General features: G+C 40.3%; 20 protein-coding genes and 8 tRNA genes. 24 read left to right on the plus strand and 4 right to left on the minus strand.

The features are described from left to right. The first annotated feature begins 214 nt into the window (after nt 1-214). From AC0VYO_RS10655 to AC0VYO_RS10740, 18 genes are all read left to right on the plus strand, one after another. Nucleotides 215-457: a glutaredoxin domain-containing protein gene (locus AC0VYO_RS10655; protein ID WP_430246283.1), complete on the plus strand. Its 243-nt coding sequence runs from the start codon at nt 215-217 to the stop codon at nt 455-457. 39 nt (nt 458-496) lie between these two features. Further along, nucleotides 497-1,648 (plus strand): acyl-CoA dehydrogenase family protein, encoded by a 1,152-nt coding sequence (locus tag AC0VYO_RS10660; RefSeq protein ID WP_430246285.1) that lies wholly within the window; start codon nt 497-499, stop codon nt 1,646-1,648. A 141-nt stretch (nt 1,649-1,789) separates the two neighbouring features. Next, entirely contained in the window at nt 1,790-2,404 is a 615-nt protein-coding gene (locus AC0VYO_RS10665) for a cell wall hydrolase (RefSeq protein WP_430246288.1), read from the plus strand. 74 nt (nt 2,405-2,478) lie between these two features. Next, nucleotides 2,479-2,874 (plus strand): kinase-associated lipoprotein KapB, encoded by a 396-nt coding sequence (gene kapB, locus AC0VYO_RS10670; protein ID WP_430246290.1) that lies wholly within the window; start codon nt 2,479-2,481, stop codon nt 2,872-2,874. Between the two features lie 99 nt (nt 2,875-2,973). Then, nucleotides 2,974-3,876: an oxygen-dependent tRNA uridine(34) hydroxylase TrhO gene (trhO, locus tag AC0VYO_RS10675; protein ID WP_475367344.1), complete on the plus strand. Its 903-nt coding sequence runs from the start codon at nt 2,974-2,976 to the stop codon at nt 3,874-3,876. Nucleotides 3,877-3,934: 58 nt separating this feature from the next. Next, on the plus strand, nt 3,935-4,690 hold the full coding sequence (locus AC0VYO_RS10680) for an NRDE family protein (protein WP_475368969.1): 756 nt from the start codon (nt 3,935-3,937) through the stop codon (nt 4,688-4,690). A 128-nt stretch (nt 4,691-4,818) separates the two neighbouring features. Continuing rightward, on the plus strand, nt 4,819-4,974 hold the full coding sequence (locus AC0VYO_RS10685; RefSeq protein WP_194221572.1) for a hypothetical protein: 156 nt from the start codon (nt 4,819-4,821) through the stop codon (nt 4,972-4,974). A gap of 197 nt (nt 4,975-5,171) precedes the next feature. After that, nucleotides 5,172-5,247: transfer RNA gene (locus AC0VYO_RS10690), tRNA-Val, on the plus strand. Nucleotides 5,248-5,276: 29 nt separating this feature from the next. Further along, nucleotides 5,277-5,352 (plus strand) — tRNA-Thr (locus AC0VYO_RS10695). 5 nt (nt 5,353-5,357) lie between these two features. Then, nucleotides 5,358-5,442, plus strand: a tRNA-Leu gene (locus tag AC0VYO_RS10700). An 8-nt stretch (nt 5,443-5,450) separates the two neighbouring features. Next, nucleotides 5,451-5,527: transfer RNA gene (locus tag AC0VYO_RS10705), tRNA-Arg, on the plus strand. Between the two features lie 4 nt (nt 5,528-5,531). Continuing rightward, nucleotides 5,532-5,607, plus strand: a tRNA-Ala gene (locus AC0VYO_RS10710). Between the two features lie 19 nt (nt 5,608-5,626). After that, nucleotides 5,627-5,719 (plus strand) — tRNA-Ser (locus AC0VYO_RS10715). 5 nt (nt 5,720-5,724) lie between these two features. Beyond that, nucleotides 5,725-5,798, plus strand: a tRNA-Gly gene (locus tag AC0VYO_RS10720). 7 nt (nt 5,799-5,805) lie between these two features. Next, a tRNA-Glu gene (locus AC0VYO_RS10725) sits at nt 5,806-5,880 on the plus strand. 125 nt (nt 5,881-6,005) lie between these two features. Next, nucleotides 6,006-6,332 (plus strand): transporter, encoded by a 327-nt coding sequence (locus AC0VYO_RS10730; protein WP_194221573.1) that lies wholly within the window; start codon nt 6,006-6,008, stop codon nt 6,330-6,332. A gap of 344 nt (nt 6,333-6,676) precedes the next feature. Then, nucleotides 6,677-7,300, plus strand: a complete 624-nt coding sequence (locus AC0VYO_RS10735; RefSeq protein ID WP_475368970.1) for a YpjP family protein — start codon at nt 6,677-6,679, stop codon at nt 7,298-7,300. Nucleotides 7,301-7,353: 53 nt separating this feature from the next. Continuing rightward, nucleotides 7,354-7,581 (plus strand): hypothetical protein, encoded by a 228-nt coding sequence (locus AC0VYO_RS10740; RefSeq protein ID WP_430246299.1) that lies wholly within the window; start codon nt 7,354-7,356, stop codon nt 7,579-7,581. Between the two features lie 192 nt (nt 7,582-7,773). Here the strand turns inward: AC0VYO_RS10740 and AC0VYO_RS10745 are convergent, their stop codons facing one another. Beyond that, nucleotides 7,774-8,010 (minus strand): YuzB family protein, encoded by a 237-nt coding sequence (locus tag AC0VYO_RS10745; protein WP_226613011.1) that lies wholly within the window; start codon nt 8,008-8,010, stop codon nt 7,774-7,776. A gap of 192 nt (nt 8,011-8,202) precedes the next feature. Here AC0VYO_RS10745 and trxB point away from each other — a divergent pair, with 192 nt between their 5' ends. Further along, the gene (gene trxB, locus AC0VYO_RS10750; RefSeq protein ID WP_430246303.1) at nt 8,203-9,144 is read left to right on the plus strand and encodes a thioredoxin-disulfide reductase; all 942 of its coding nucleotides are present in this window, start codon (nt 8,203-8,205) and stop codon (nt 9,142-9,144) included. 34 nt (nt 9,145-9,178) lie between these two features. Here trxB and AC0VYO_RS10755 read toward each other — a convergent pair whose 3' ends face one another. Beyond that, on the minus strand, nt 9,179-9,622 hold the full coding sequence (locus AC0VYO_RS10755; protein ID WP_194221578.1) for an Hsp20/alpha crystallin family protein: 444 nt from the start codon (nt 9,620-9,622) through the stop codon (nt 9,179-9,181). Between the two features lie 150 nt (nt 9,623-9,772). Between AC0VYO_RS10755 and AC0VYO_RS10760 the strand changes: the two genes are divergently transcribed. Continuing rightward, nucleotides 9,773-10,567 carry a thymidylate synthase gene (locus AC0VYO_RS10760; protein WP_475368971.1) on the plus strand — a complete coding sequence of 265 codons (795 nt, stop codon included), beginning with the start codon at nt 9,773-9,775 and terminating at the stop codon, nt 10,565-10,567. After that, nucleotides 10,564-11,046 (plus strand): dihydrofolate reductase, encoded by a 483-nt coding sequence (locus AC0VYO_RS10765; protein ID WP_475368972.1) that lies wholly within the window; start codon nt 10,564-10,566, stop codon nt 11,044-11,046. The genes AC0VYO_RS10760 and AC0VYO_RS10765 overlap by 4 nt, the downstream gene beginning before the upstream one ends. A 45-nt stretch (nt 11,047-11,091) precedes the next feature. On the opposite strand, the gene AC0VYO_RS10770 is transcribed toward AC0VYO_RS10765, so the two are convergent. Further along, nucleotides 11,092-11,925, minus strand: a complete 834-nt coding sequence (locus AC0VYO_RS10770) for a YitT family protein (RefSeq protein ID WP_194221581.1) — start codon at nt 11,923-11,925, stop codon at nt 11,092-11,094. 154 nt (nt 11,926-12,079) lie between these two features. On the opposite strand from AC0VYO_RS10770, the gene AC0VYO_RS10775 reads away from it, so the two are divergent. Beyond that, complete coding sequence (locus AC0VYO_RS10775; RefSeq protein WP_475368973.1) at nt 12,080-12,745, plus strand: GntR family transcriptional regulator; 666 nt, start codon at nt 12,080-12,082, stop codon at nt 12,743-12,745. Nucleotides 12,746-12,781: 36 nt separating this feature from the next. On the opposite strand, the gene AC0VYO_RS10780 is transcribed toward AC0VYO_RS10775, so the two are convergent. Then, complete coding sequence (locus AC0VYO_RS10780) at nt 12,782-13,102, minus strand: 2Fe-2S iron-sulfur cluster-binding protein (protein ID WP_475367349.1); 321 nt, start codon at nt 13,100-13,102, stop codon at nt 12,782-12,784. 166 nt (nt 13,103-13,268) lie between these two features. Between AC0VYO_RS10780 and AC0VYO_RS10785 the strand changes: the two genes are divergently transcribed. Both AC0VYO_RS10785 and AC0VYO_RS10790 read left to right on the plus strand, forming a co-directional pair. Then, nucleotides 13,269-13,700, plus strand: coding sequence for a DUF2203 family protein (locus tag AC0VYO_RS10785; protein WP_475367350.1), 432 nt, complete (start codon nt 13,269-13,271; stop codon nt 13,698-13,700). Between the two features lie 334 nt (nt 13,701-14,034). After that, nucleotides 14,035-15,921 carry an ABC-F family ATP-binding cassette domain-containing protein gene (locus tag AC0VYO_RS10790; protein WP_475367351.1) on the plus strand — a complete coding sequence of 629 codons (1,887 nt, stop codon included), beginning with the start codon at nt 14,035-14,037 and terminating at the stop codon, nt 15,919-15,921. Nucleotides 15,922-16,142: the final 221 nt, after the last annotated feature.

A 16,142-nucleotide genomic window follows, 5' to 3' on the forward strand; every position in this document is an offset into this window, starting at 1 on the left:
TATGTCACTCCTTCAATTGAATGAATTCGTTAAATTATTCTTCTATCATTCTATACGAATAGATTTCGTGAAAAGTTTCAAAACACCTTCAGCAAAACAATTCCCTTTGAGTGAATCGAGCAAACTCACCTAACTGAAATAGTTGAAAGATGCAAAGTAGGGTGGTATGTTTTAAACGGAATTACTTGTAAATTAGTGATAGGAAGTGAACAAAATGAAAAAAGTCAAATTGTATACACAACCGGCATGTCCACCATGTGAGTTTGTGAAAAATTATTTTCAAATGCATGAAGTGAAATATGAGCTACTAAACATAAAAGAAAACGTTGCTGCGCGCAATGAATTGATTCATGATCACGGTTCTATGTCTACCCCAACGATTGTCATCGACGGCGAAGTCATTATTGGATTTGAACAGGAGCGTATTGATGAACTTCTGAATATTCCATCATCTTGATGATAGATTAATGACTTTGGTGAAAGAGGGTGTCTTAGAATGATTGATAAATTTGTTCGAAATGAGCGTGATCATAAGCTGCTCGAATTAGCTAATAAACATCGAGCAGAACTTAAGGAGAGTGCCACACATATTGATCAGGAAGCGTATATTCCTGATTCCATTATAGCAAGTATGAAAGAATCAGGCTTTACTTCACTTACGATCCCTGAAGAATTTGGAGGTGGTGGTCTTTCTCTTTATGAGCTTGTCCTTGTTCAGGAAGAGCTTGGTAAAGGAGAAGGGTCTGGTGCGCTATCACTCGGCTGGCATCTGGGAGTACTAAAAGATTTAAGCGATCGTAGGCCATGGAATGCTTCAACTTATGAAAGGCTTTGTCGTCATGTTGTGGATGGTACGCTCATAAATCGAGCTCAAACAGAAGAGGAGACAGGTGACCCAACTCGAGGTGGTATGCCTGCTACGATCGCGACTGCGGTCGAAGGAGGATATAAAATAACTGGTCGAAAAACATTTACAACATTAAGTCCTCACCTTAATCAAGTGATTGTCAAAGCAACGTGCGAAGGTGTCCCTACAGATTTCTTAGTGTCCATGAGTCAAGAAGGTGTAGAACTTGAAGGGACTTGGGATGTGCTAGGCATGAGAGGTACCCGTAGTGATGACCTTGTATTGACTGACGTATTTGTTCCTTCTAATGCGCTCCTTGAAACTTATGATAAAAATCGGAAAACAGCTTCATTACCTCCGGCCTGGTTGCTCCATATTCCCGCTGTATACATGGGAATAGCAGAGGCAGCACGGGAAGAGGCAGTTCAATTTGTGTCTTCTTACCAACCGAACACACTTGATGTGCCACTAAAAGATGTACCGCACATTCAAGATAAATTTGGACGAATCGGACTTTCATTAATGGCAGCACGTCATTTTCTATATTCGGTTGCAGAGCAGTGGGATCGTTACCCAGAAGAGCGGATGAACATGCAGGGACAGCTTTTCGCTGCCAAAACGCAAGCAATGAACGCTGCACTGGAAGTTGTTGATCTTTCAATGCGTATTGTAGGAGCACGAAGCTTAATGAAGAAGAATCATCTGGAACGACTTTATCGAGACGTTAGAGCGGGGCTTCACAATCCTCCGAGTGATGAATTATCGTTACAAGTTCTTGCAATGAAGCAATTTCAAGACTAATTATCTTACTCCTTCCCTTTTGGAAGGAGTTTCTTTTTGTTCTCATATGTGGAAGACATCCCTGTGACTCCCTATTGAAAGGGACCTGTCCTTCCTCTATCCTTTATGGCGTGGCAAAAAGCTACTGAAAGGATGAGATATATGAACAAAACGATCATTGCTATGATGATGATGAGCCTCTTTTTTGCTCTGTTTTCTGCACAAACTCATCAGGTAGCGGCCGTATCATTGATGAAAGTAAAGCCTAAGATTGAGAATGAGGTTAATGAAGAAGTTGTATTAAACGAAACTTTATCTGAACCAGAAACGAAACAGGAGGTTGCCTTATTGCTTAACCTTCCTGTTAAAAATATGAATGATGTTAAGAAAGTAACAAAGGATCAATTTACTGTATCGAACTATTCTGTAGAAGAAATTGAAATGTTGGCCAAATTGGTTAATGGAGAAGCAAGAGGTGAATCGTTTGAAGGGAAAGTAGCGGTAGCTGCTGTAACAGTCAATCGAACACTTTCTGCAAGATTTCCAAATAGCATTAAAGAAGTGATTTTTGAAAGTGGTGCTTATACTGCAGTATCTGACGGTCAATATGATCAAAAGCCAGGAGCAGAATCATATAAGGCTGTCTATGCGGCCCTTAGTGGTAGAGACCCAAGCTCAGGAGCTTTGTTTTATTACAATCCTGATATTGCAACAGACGATTGGATTCGTACAAGGCATATCATCAAAGAGATTGGGAAACATGTCTTCACAAGATAAAATCCTCCTGATAAAGGAGGATTTTATGATATCATCGACGTGTACACACAGTTAGATGAAGGAGTGAAGCGACTATGTCAGAGAAAAAAACGTTTCAGCCAGGAGAAATAGTAACGGCAGGTTATAAAACGGGGAGATATATTGGAGAAGTCGTCGATATGAAGTCCCCCAAAGCTGTGATTAAAGTTCTTGCTGTCATCAAGCATCCAACTCAGGGAGACCTTCATAATCCCAAACAGCTCGATGTTCCTCTTTTTCACCAGCGAAAAGCGTTAGCCCAATTCGAGAAAGCGCTCGTTCCAATGTCAGCCATTAATCATTACGAAGGAAATATTCCTGATTATCATGATTCACTCAAGGAAGCGCTTGAAACACAATCCGCAGAGCTCAAGCACGAAGGCGGAAGATGGGCCGAAGCATCTCTTATCGAAATCGAAAAGCTTAAAGACGACTACTTCCCATCAAGGTAATCTTCTTTACATCAGACTTCGAATCCGGTAAGATATAGTATTGATTTAGGCTCTTGGATTAGAGCTTGATTGAAGAAGACGTAAAGGGTGGTTTTTGATTTGCAATCAGAAGCTTCAGCATATCAAGTGCTGTTATATTATCAATATGTAGAAATAGAAGATCCGGATTATTTTGCTCGAAAGCATCTTAAGTATTGTCAATCACTCAATTTAAAAGGTCGAGTCCTTGTAGGCAAAGAGGGCATTAATGGAACGGTTTCAGGAACCGTTGAGGATACTGAGCGCTACATGGACGAACTAAAAGCAGATGAACGCTTTCGTGATATGGCTTTCAAAATTGATGAAGCAGAAGGTCATGCCTTTAAAAAGATGCACGTACGTCCGCGCGAAGAAATTGTTTCACTAAAGCTTGAGGAAGATGTAAACCCGAAAGAAATAACCGGGAATTATCTTGAGCCAAAGGAATTTATGGAAGCATTAGAAGATGATGATGTAATTGTTATCGATGCAAGAAATGATTATGAGTACGATATTGGTCATTTTCGCAATGCAATTCGTCCTGATATAAAGGCTTTTCGTGATCTTCCAGACTGGATTGAACAAAATCTTTCGGACCAAAAAGATAAGAAAGTACTAACTTATTGTACAGGTGGAATTCGCTGTGAGAAATTTTCTGGTTACTTAATGAAAAAAGGTTTTTCCGACGTTTCACAGCTTCATGGAGGAATTGTAACGTATGGTAAAGACCCGGAGGTACAGGGGAAATATTTTGATGGCAAGTGCTTTGTATTTGATGATCGTCTTGCTGTTAATGTAAACCGTACCGATGAAGATACAGTTGTAGGGAAATGCTATCATTGTGAGGAGCCAGCAGATACTTATATCAATTGTGCTAATGTACAGTGTGACAAGCTTCACATCGTCTGTGATTCTTGCAAAGAGGAGTATAACCATTATTGTTCTTCTGCATGTGAAGAAGAAGTTCGTATGATCCAATCGTAACGCAGCGGCTAACGCTGCGTTTTTTCTTACAGTGAAACGAGAGAGGAGGCGCGTTAAGATGTGCTTAATTGCTGTAGCTCAAAATGTTCATCCTACATACCCATTTATACTCGTAGCCAACCGAGATGAATTCTACGAGCGTCCAACAAAACCTGCGAACTATTGGGAAGATGTACCAGAACTACTTGCGGGGCGTGATTTAAAGGCTATGGGAACATGGCTAGGGGTTACAACAAACGGAAGAATTGCAGCCCTTACGAATTATCGAGAAGCGAATGAGCAGCCTAAAAGTCTATCAAGGGGTGATCTAACGGCCGATTACTTACGTGATCATCAATCCCCATTATCATACCTAGAAATGGTTCGACAAAAGAAAGATCAGTACAATGGATTTAATTTAATCATAGGAGATTTTAAGAGCCTTTATTATTATTCAAACCGGCAGGATCAAATTTCAAAACTAGAGAACGGTGTTCACGCTGTAAGTAATCACTTACTGAATACGAGCTGGCCAAAGGTTGAGCAGCTTAAAGAAGAATTGAAACACTATTTAAGTGCAGAAAAGAACCTCGATCAAAATCGTCTTTTTGAAATGCTTTCTCATGCTGAGCCTGCACCTGATTATTTATTACCACAGACAGGCGTGCCGATTGAATGGGAAAGGATGCTTTCACCCGTTTTTATTAAGTCGGATCATTACGGAACGAGGGCGCAAACTGTTATTATGGTTTCACAAAATGGAGAAGTTACTTTTGTTGAGAGGTCAGGAGAAGATCAGGAAAATTATTACCAATTTAATCTGGATGAAGCATAATTGCGCTCTAAGTGAATAAATTATGTGTTACCTGTAACTTTTGCCGATAGATCGATGGTGAAAAAGATTCGGGTTTAACAACAGAAAAATAGGGTATTGAGAATTATTACTTATGAGGAGGGGTTTTTTTGAAAAGAAAGCGTCACTATGTTGAAGATCAGCTTTTGCGGGAATCAACCGACATGAAAGAGTACCGAAAATATGATTCTGAAATGGTGACTAAAAAAAGACCAATACTCCGCCAAAATAAAAAGAAAAAACCACTTATTCAAACGCCAGTATAAGCAGGGGAGAGCGCTCCCTGCTTTTTTTCTATGTCAAAAATGGAGTGCTTAACTATGGGGAATAATTTTTTTGTGAAAAAGGGTTGTGTTTTTTTGGGGTCGGTGATAAGATAGGTCTTGTCCTTGAAAAAATACATTAAAAAAAGTGTTGACGAGGCAAAAGAAGTTATTGTATAATAATGAAGTCGCTGTTTAATGGAGGATTAGCTCAGCTGGGAGAGCATCTGCCTTACAAGCAGAGGGTCGGCGGTTCGAGCCCGTCATCCTCCACCATTTATTTTTGATGACTTTCATTAAATTATGCCGGCCTAGCTCAATTGGTAGAGCAACTGACTTGTAATCAGTAGGTTGGGGGTTCAAGTCCTCTGGCCGGCACCACACATGCGGGTGTGGCGGAATTGGCAGACGCGCTAGACTTAGGATCTAGTGTCTTACGACGTGGGGGTTCAAGTCCCTTCACCCGCACCATAGAATATGCGCCCGTAGCTCAATTGGATAGAGCGTCTGACTACGGATCAGAAGGTTAGGGATTCGACTTCTCTCGGGCGCACCATATTGGGGCCTTAGCTCAGCTGGGAGAGCGCCTGCCTTGCACGCAGGAGGTCAGCGGTTCGATCCCGCTAGGCTCCACCATATATATTTTCATGTTTTTGGAGGAATACCCAAGTCTGGCTGAAGGGATCGGTCTTGAAAACCGACAGGGGCTTAGTCGCCCGCGGGGGTTCGAATCCCTCTTCCTCCTCCATCTTTGCGGGTGTAGTTTAGTGGTAAAACCTCAGCCTTCCAAGCTGATGTCGTGGGTTCGATCCCCATCACCCGCTCCATTTTTTTGGCCCGTTGGTCAAGCGGTTAAGACACCGCCCTTTCACGGCGGTATCACGGGTTCGATTCCCGTACGGGTCACCAACTAAATTTCCATAGACTTTTTGACTCAAGCATACTCAAAGAGATGCTTTTTTTGTTGTTTTCAATTCGGTACGTCTCATCAGAATACAGCATACAGTGACTGTATAAGAGAGGGGATGGACCGAATGTATTATGAAGAACATGAGCACATTGCTTATCATTATGACAACACAGATGCCTACCGTCAGCAACCCGTAGCTCCAACATCGAGCCCACCAGCATCACCGCCTCCTAGACCACAGTCAGCACAAGCTGGAACATTTGCTGTAGATCCGGGATCCATTAGAAGGTGTATGTATCGGTTTACTTATATTTGGATGAGAGGCGGCAATTCATTTTGGTTTTGGCCAGTTTATGTAGGGCGTACTTCTGTTTCAGGGTTTCGCTGGACCGGTAGAAGGTGGGTGTATACAGGCATAAGTTTGAGAAGAATTGATATGTTTACTTGTTAATAGATGGAGCGCTTACATGAAGCGCTCTTTTTTAAAGGCTCTTTCGTAGACATTGTTGCTATAGTGGGTGAATTTTCGCTCAGGGATGCTCGTTTTTCGCGGGGCAGGCGGTTAGCATCCTTCCGCTCCAATCAGCGAAGTTTAGTGTTTAATTCAACAATTGTTTCGAAAGCAACAATCTTTTAAAAAAGAGCCTTTTTGAATGAAAAGCTTCGTTACCATAGCCAAATGAAAATTAATGAAAAATCGTCTAAACTTCTGGCTTTTTTGAGAAGATCATGCGAGAATAATACTAACTATTGATCTTCGAAAGTCAGGTGCACATAATGAAATTCCCTCTTTGGATGAGAAAGTTATTTGTAGCATTTGTTGCTGTTATTACACTTGGAACTGTGGTTCCTACTGGATATCTAGCAGATGACAAAACAGAGTCATCAGAAAATTATCAAGAAGAAAACCATCTTCTTATTGAGCCGAGGGACGAGCCTGATAAGGCGATAGAGCCTCTTGTTGATCAGTATGATTGGCCCATCATAGCTCAGGACGCTTCTTCTTCTGAACTCCTGACGCATTTTGTAAGCTATGCAAGCAATCAATCCGAGCAACTCGGGCTAACAAAATTCGGTGAAACGATCTCAACTCGAGTCGGTAACGAGTATCGAGATGCAATTGTACCTAAAATGACAGAAGCGATCGCTACCTCAGTGGAAAATCTGGATGAGGATACATTAAGGTCACTTCGTTTGACAGACAACCCTTCTGGTGGATACGGAGAACGTATTCTTCATGTATATAATCAACAGAGTGGGGAAGACTTATTGCGTTTTCATGTGAGAAGAGATCATCCCCCACAAGATGGCTATTGGTTTAATTTTCATTACCATGCAGCGAATGATGATTTTGAAGAACATTATGAAGTAGGTAAGATTTATTGGGATAAAAACACTCCGCCTAAGTGGCTCTCGTAAGAGAGGTGCGCGGGGTGTTTTTGGTTGGAGATTAAGGGAGGATCACAACATAGATGGAACTTGTACAATGTATTAGAGATGTTTTCGAAGAAGAGCCTTTAACCGGCTCAGAAAGTGTATTGAATCGTAAATTATTTAAGGAAGGTCATTTCTATCCAGTTTATAAAGATGAGCATCATAGCTGGATTACGCTTGATGATGAAGGAGAGCAGCATATTATTGCTACCGGCACCTCACTCAATGAAGACTTCTGGTTTACTTTTCGGTTTCGCATAGCATAATAAAAAGCCGCATAAAGCGGCTTTTACTTTTTTTTAGGGCGCGCATTTTGCGGGCCTCTTTTTTTATTCATAAGAAGAGCGTCTTCGCCTTCTTTTTCACCTTGCACACCGACTTTCGGATCATACGCGTTTCGATTTTTCATGTAAGCTCCTCCTCTAATTGGATTCACTTATTAGTATGTCCAAATTCGGTTAAAACATCGGATTTTCTTCGATGAACTGGTAGACGTTATCAACTAGCTCATCGGGCGTTTCGGCAGTAACGCGCTCGCCGTTAACGAGACAGTAAATATCCTGGCTACAAAGTGTGCAGTGACCAAGACAAGAATATTCGAGCACATCAAGATCTGTATCTTTTTCTAGTTTTTCCATTGCTTTATGTGAACCGCTCGAAAGATTGCTCATGCAGAATTCAACTATTGGATTCATCTTTTATTCACCTCGGGTTTTCCTTACTATTACAAGACTGTTTCTATTCTATCAAGAAGGTGTGAAAATGAACAACCATTTGCATAAGATCAAGAAACAAATTGATGGATACCCATATAATTTGTAAGAGAAGGGTTTATTTCTATATAATTAGGAAAAATAACATAATGAAGTCGATAGAGGAGGGTCATTATGCATAAAGCAGTTATTGTAGGAACAGGACCAGCGGGTTTAACAGCAGCCATTTATCTTGCGAGGGCTAATATGGAGCCGCTCGTCATTGAGGGACCGGAACCTGGTGGTCAGCTTACGTTAACAACAGATGTTGAGAACTTTCCCGGTTTTCCAGATGGCGTTCTCGGTCCAGAATTGATGGAAAATATGAAGAAGCAGGCGCTTAGGTTCGGCGCTACAATTGAGCGAGGATGGGTGAAGGATATTGATTTTAATGAGCGTCCCTTTAAATTAAAAACAGATACTCTCGGGGATATTATGGCGGAGTCTGTTTTGATTTCGACTGGTGCTTCAGCAAAGCTTCTAGGTATACCAGGAGAATCAGAGAATATGGGTCGAGGTGTGAGTACATGTGCAACGTGTGACGGCTTTTTCTTCCGTGGTAAAAAAATCGTTGTGATTGGTGGAGGAGACTCAGCTATGGAAGAAGCGACTTTCTTAACGAAATTCGCTTCAGAAGTTACTGTTCTTCACAGGAGGAAAGAACTTCGCGCATCAAAAATTATGCAGGAGCGTGCTCGCTCTAATGATAAAATTAGCTGGAAGCTGAATGCTTCCCCGCTAGAGGTTGTAGCAGAAAACAATAAAGTGAGCGGTATTAAAGTAAAGAATAGTGATACGGGAGAAGAGGAGTTCGTTAAGACAGATGGCATATTTGTTGCGATTGGCCATCGTCCAAACACTGATTTTCTCGCGGGTAAAATTAATATGGATGATAAAGGTTACGTTCAAGTAGAACCAGGAACGACAAAAACGAATGTCCCTGGTGTATTTGCATGTGGAGATGTACAGGATTTCACTTACCGTCAAGCGATCACAGCAGCAGGCACAGGGTGTATGGCGGCTATGGATTGTGAGCGGTTCCTTGAAGGAAACGCCTTTATAGACTGGAGTATGTAAGAAGAAAAAGCGCAGGCCTTGGCCCTGCGCTTTTTTAGTCGATGTTAATATAATTCGAATCGGTACGTATGCGATCAGATTTGGGTATTTTAATTTCTAGAACACCATTTTCGTATTTTCCTTTCACATTTTTCATGGAAAAGTGAAAGGGAAGCTTAATGGTGCGACTAGTACTTGAATAGGACCGTTCTTGTTTGTAATATTTTTGTTTATCGTTTCGTGACTCATGAAATTCTTTAGATTCAATGGAAATCCGAAGACCATCTCCAAGTGGTTCCACTTTAATTTGCTCCTTTGTGATACCAGGTAACTCTGCTTCAACAATAAATGCATCCTCCGTTTCATAAAGATCAACCCGAAACGACTGAGCTGGTAGAAGATTCGCAAATGGCTCTTTAAAGAAATCATCAAAGGTGTTCATCCAATTTTGAATAGCAGGGTCTTGAAACAGTTTGGGCAATTTATCGCCTTTCGCCATGGTTATTTCATCCTTTCCAACATTTCTGTTATACAGTATGTTTGCCCAAGGAAAATGTGCTTTTTGGCTGTTTTTTACATACAATTCGCAAGTTACTTCTCATCTTTCTTCATGTTACAATGATCATTAGAGAATTGAAGGAGGAGTACGATGAAGACTTATTTGCAGCTATGCGAAGAAATTTTACATAACGGAACTAAGAAATCTGATCGGACAGGCACGGGGACGGTCAGTGTATTTGGACATCAAATGAGGTTTGATTTACAAGAAGGTTTTCCAGCTTTAACTACCAAAAAACTTCACTTAAGATCAATTATTCATGAGCTTCTTTGGTTTTTAAATGGAGACACCAATGTAAAGTATCTTCAGGATAATGGTGTGCGCATCTGGAATGAATGGGCTGATGAAGATGGTGAGCTTGGTCCAGTTTATGGTCATCAATGGCGCTCGTGGACGGGCGCGGACGGATCAACCGTTGATCAAATTGCAAAAGTAGTTGAGCAAATTAAAACTAACCCGAATTCAAGAAGAATGATTGTAACAGCATGGAACCCTTCAGAAGTCGATAATATGGCTTTACCTCCATGTCACTGTCTTTTCCAGTTTTACGTTGCTGATGGTAAGCTTTCTTGTCAGCTTTATCAACGTTCTGCTGATGTGTTCCTTGGGGTGCCTTTCAATATCGCATCCTACGCGCTTCTCACGATGATGATGGCGCAGGTGTGTGATTTAGAGCCAGGTGAATTTATTCATACGCTAGGTGATGCGCATATTTATAACAATCATATTGAGCAGGTCAACCTTCAGCTCACTCGTGAACCTAGAGACCTTCCAAAAATGAAAATTAATCCAGACGTGAAATCAATTTTTGATTTCTCATTTGATGATTTTGAGTTAACGGATTACAATCCTTATCCACATATTAAAGGAGAGGTGTCGGTATGATATCATTTCTTCTAGCAATGGATGAAAAGCAGTTAATTGGGAAAGACAATGATCTGCCTTGGCATTTGCCAGCTGATCTCGCTTATTTTAAACGCATGACGACTGGAAAATCGATCGTTATGGGAAGAAAAACATTCGAATCAATTGGCAAAACGTTACCCGGCCGTGATAATTATCTAATTACTAGAAAAGACCTGGAATATGAAAAGGTTACTGTACTGCATTCTGTAGAGGAGTTTCTGGAACTTTCAAAGCGTGAGGAAAAAGATTGGTTCGTTATAGGTGGCGCTGAAATCTATCGTCAGCTGCTTCCGCATGCTGATCGCCTGTACATTACTGAGATTCATGAATCGTTTGATGGAGATACTTATTTTCCCGATTTCTCTCAAGATGATTGGAAAGAAACTTCGCGCGAAAAACATTCACGTGATGAGAGAAATAAACACGCTTTCGATTTTGTCGTTTACGATCGCAACTAAAAAAATCCCCCGGTGAAATGCGTTTCACTAGGGGGATTTTTGCTTTTATGTTTTAGGAAATGTAAATCCTTCTCCAAAAACATCTCTCACGTCATGCACAACGACAAAAGCTTTATCATCGACTTTTTGAATCATCTTTTTAAGAAGGAAAAGCTCCTGTTTATTAATGACAACGTATAAGATGTCTTTTGATTCATTTGAATAATGTCCGCGAGCATTAATAACCGTTACGCCTCGGTCCATTTCTTCACTTACTTTCTCTGCAATGGCAACAGTACTTTGAGAAATAATCGTTACGGCTTTACGCGTATCAAATCCGTCAATTAAATAGTCCAATATTTTTGTGCTAATATAGATGGAAATTCCGGTATACATCGTATTTTCGATCCCGATGACGACGGAAGAGCCGAGTACAACGAGAATATCAAAAACAAACATCGATGTACTTACGCTCCACCCAAAGCTTTGGTTAAGCATACGGGCAACAATTGTAGATCCACCAGTAGTACCACCTGAGCGGAGAACGAGACCGAGACCAATCCCGATGAAAACACCTGCAAAGACGGTTCCGAGCATAATATCAAGCGGCTGACCCATTCCTTCAGTTAATTGTATAAATAATGAGCTAAAGAAGATCGCAAGCATCGTATACCAGGTTACTCGTTTATTCAGTACCTTATATCCAATGGCTAAAAGCACAGCGTTCATAACAAAGTTTGTAATCCCTGGTGACCAATCAAGAATATAATAAAGCGTCATCGATATGCCAGTTACGCCGCCTTCACCTAGTTCGTTTGGAATTGCAAACCAGTTCACACCAAGCGCAAAGAATAACGATCCGATAATAATTAACGTTATTTCTTTTCCAGTATTGTTCATGTCATCACTCCGTTCTGTTCCTCAATACGTAGGATAATATATCATAGTGGTTGAAACTGGACAAGATTGTTCAACAATATTGTTCGAAAGAAATGTGACTCCCTTTTTTTTATGTTAAAATAATGGAAAATAGAGTATGGGCGGGTCTTAAGACATGCGTAAAGAAACAGTTGAACAAAAAGTGTATCAACTAATAAAAAATGCGATATTAACGAGACAAATCGCTCCTGGGAATCAGCTGTTTGAAAGTGCTATTGCTGCTAAAGTCAATGCTAGTAGGACGCCGATTCGAAGTGCTATTACGAAACTGGAAGCAGAGGGTCTTGTGACTGTCGTTCCGAATAAAGGAGCATTTATCGTTCAACCGACGATTGATGAAATGATTCAGGCTTTTGAATTGAGAAAAGTTTTAGAGGACATGGCGATCCGTGAAGGGTACGCAAAAATGGAAGCTTCTGATATCGAGCGGTTAAAATATCAGACTGAGGAGATGGGAAAGGCGTTTAAAGAAGGGAACATTCTCTTATATCATGAACAAAATAAGGCGTTTCACCTTGTGATGGCTAAAGCGAGTGGAAATCGTTATTTGATTGATTTTATGGAGCAAATTTTAAATCAAATCACCATTTATATGGTGCTGTATGATGTTTTTAGTGGTAATGATGAGAATGATACTGTCGAACATAATAAAGTGATTCAACTACTAGAGGCGAACGATGAGGAAAGTCTTCATAACGTTATTACAAACCATCTTGAGAATAGTTTAGCAAAGCTTCAGGAAGATAAGCTAAATTATCAGTCACTGACAACACTATTTTAATAAAGACGAGCTAGGTAAGCTCGTCTTTGTTTTTGCTTATTCAGCAGGTCTAGGTCCAGCATCAAGGCCAGAGCTTTCAACAGTCATCGCAGGCTTCACTTCGCAGTTGCCGTTAACACGAACCTGACAGGAGAGGCGGAGTTTTTCTTCCACGCCTTTTTTCTTAAACGCTTCCTCTTCAATTTCAGTTAGTTCTCCAAATTCTCCATCCACCACTTCTACACGGCAGGTGGTGCATTTTGCGTTCCCCCCGCAGCGATGAAGAACATGTACCCCGTTATCTTCAAGAGCAAGTGCTAACTTAGTTCCTTCTTCTACTTCAAACGTTCCGTAATCTGGTACAGTAACTTTAGCCAAAGAAATTCCTCCTTTATGAAATGGTTCCCCTTACATCCTCTATCATATCCGAATTTCAACTCTCTTTGAAGAGCATTGCTCCGATTGTAAAAATTCGTCGAATAATGGTTAAAGAAAGTGGGTAAGGGTAAAGAAGTAGTAGTAAAGACGAACCAGGAGGAGAAACATGGAAAAAAAGTATTTTACTTTAGAAGAAGCGAATCGTTTGTTGCCAGTGTTAAGGAGAGAGCTTGCCGGACTTAAGCGCCTGAAAATTCAATTTAGCGAACATTACGATCAGATTGAACAGCATAAGAAAACGCTTCTTTATCGTCACAAAACAAAAGTTGACGAAGATATCCTTTTCAAAAAAGAGGCGCGGATGGAATTTATGGAGTTAGAAGCACAAACGTTTATTAACAATATCATGACTCTTGGAGTAGAAATCAAGAATGTAGATGAAGGATTAATTGATTTTCCTGCAATAATCAATGGAAAAGAAGTGTTACTGTGCTGGAAAGACGGAGAAGAGGAAGTATCCTTTTATCATTCAGATCTAGGTGGATTTAATAAACGAGAACCGATTGAAAACATTATGAAAGAGGAGGAGCAGGGCTGATGTAGATCAGCTCTTTTCAAAAAAACATAATTAAATTTCAATTACCGTATTAGTATATAATTTTAAAAATAGCTCACCTTAAAGAGTAGGGAGGTGAGTGCATGAAAAACCCAAAACAAACTCATAAGCATGATACCGAATTCGCAAGCGAGCTAGCAGCTGAACAAAATAACAATAAAAAGCATAAGAAAAATAAGCAACAAAAAAAGAATGCTTAATAAAAAGGAGCTCTTAGCGGAGCTTCTTTTCTTTATCTTATTAGTAGATCAGTTCCCTTCTTTCTCTAAAACAGTTAAAATAGGAAGCAGACTAAAGAGAGAAAAGGATGAGTATCATGAGCTTATTACAGGCTGAATTAATCACCAAATCATATGGAGAGAAAACCCTATTTGATGGGATATCTTTTTCACTCGAAGAAAAGCAGAGAATCGGTTTAATTGGAGTAAACGGCACAGGGAAATCCTCTTTGCTTAAAATTCTTGCGGGCATCGAGTCGATGGATAGCGGTACACTGCACCATGCGAATCAGTTCCATGTAGAGTACTTGCCTCAGGACCCGGTATTTGTTGAGGAAAAAACAATCCTTGAGACGGTTTTTGATAGTGATGTGCCGTTATTTAATACGGTAAGAAAATATGAAGAAGCGCTGCAGAACGTAATGAACTTTCCTGAGAAAGAAGCGACACAAGAGAAGCTCATTCAGGCACAGGAAGAAATGGATCATCTTCAAGCGTGGGATTTTAGTACCCAAGCTAAAACGATTCTAACAAAGCTCGGGCTTACTCAGTTTGACGCAATGGTGAATGAATTATCAGGTGGTCAACAAAAACGTGTTGCGCTAGCGAAAGCATTTATAAATCCAGCAGACTTATTGATTCTCGATGAGCCTACTAACCATATCGATAATGCAACTGTTGAATGGTTAGAACAATACCTGGCCAATTACTCTGGAACTCTATTGCTTGTTACGCATGACCGGTATTTTCTTAATCGTGTAACAAACCGCATTTTTGAACTGGATAAAGGACGATTGTTTGAATATGAAGGGAATTACGCTACATTTCTTGAACAGAAAGCGATGCGTGAAGAACGTGAGGCGAAAGAAGAAGATAAACATAATAAATTACTAAAAAGTGAGCTAGAGTGGTTAAAAAAGGGAGCGAAAGCTAGAACAACAAAACAAAAAGCACGTAAGCAAAGAATCGAGAAAATGAAGGAAGAACCAGGACGAACGACAGAAGGAAATGTCGATATGGCATTAGGTGCGAGTCGTCTAGGTAAGAAAGTAATTGAAGCTACGGATATATCAAAAGTGATCAATGGTCGAACGTTAACAGACCAATTTAACTATCTTGTTCTCCCACAAGACCGAATTGGCATTATTGGACCGAATGGTTCTGGCAAAACGACGCTACTTAATATGCTTGCTGGTCGAATCGCTCCTGATTCAGGTCACGTTGATATTGGTGTAACAGTTAAACCAGGTTTCTACACTCAACAAAATGAGGGGTTAGATGAATCGCTTAGAGTAATTGAATACATTCGTGAAGGTGGAGAGGAAGTTCGCCTCCGTAAGGGCGGAACCGTATCAGCATCCCAAATGCTTGAGCGATTTCTATTTTCACCTGATATGCAATGGACATACATATCCCGATTATCTGGTGGAGAGAAAAGAAGATTATATTTGCTTCGTATCTTAATGGAAGAGCCTAACGTTCTTTTCCTAGATGAGCCTACGAATGATTTAGACGTTCAGACACTTGCTGTGTTAGAAGATTATCTTGCCGAATTCCCTGGAGCTGTTATTACCGTTTCCCACGATCGTTATTTCTTGGATAAGATGGCAGAGCAGCTTTTCGTTTTCGATGGTGACGGAAAGATTGACCACTATTATGGTTCCTATTCCGATTATCTTGATGTATTGAAAAAAGAAAAAGAGCTTGAAGCTATGGAGAAAAAGCAATCAACTCCAAAAACAGATGATGCAATCGAGAAACCAAAGCAAGTGAAACTCTCTTACAAAGAAAAGAAAGAATGGGAAACGATTCAGGACACTATTGAGAAAATTGAACAGCGCATTGAAGACGTTAAAGTTGAAATAGCAGAATCAGGAAGTGATTTTGCAAAAGTAGATGAGCTTTATAAAGAAGAACAGGCTCTTACGTTGGAATTAGAAGAAAAAATTGAACGTTGGTCTGAGCTCTCAGAGAAAATGGAATAGTAGGAAACCCTGCTATGTATTAATGAGTTTTGAGAGATTCACTCACCAAAAAATTTATGTAATCAAACCTAAAGCCACTCCTGCACTTCAGGTGTGGCTTTTTTGGTCTGCTAACGTTTTTTTAGGGTCTCGAAGTCTAATTCACTTTTCAATTCACAGGTTGAAAAACCTCCAAGCAAAAGTGCATACCTGATACGAGTGCGGATTTGGGAGTGAATTGA

Source organism: Anaerobacillus sp. 63XJN7_4_ISO-PGPR-S23-413, from assembly GCF_056173725.1.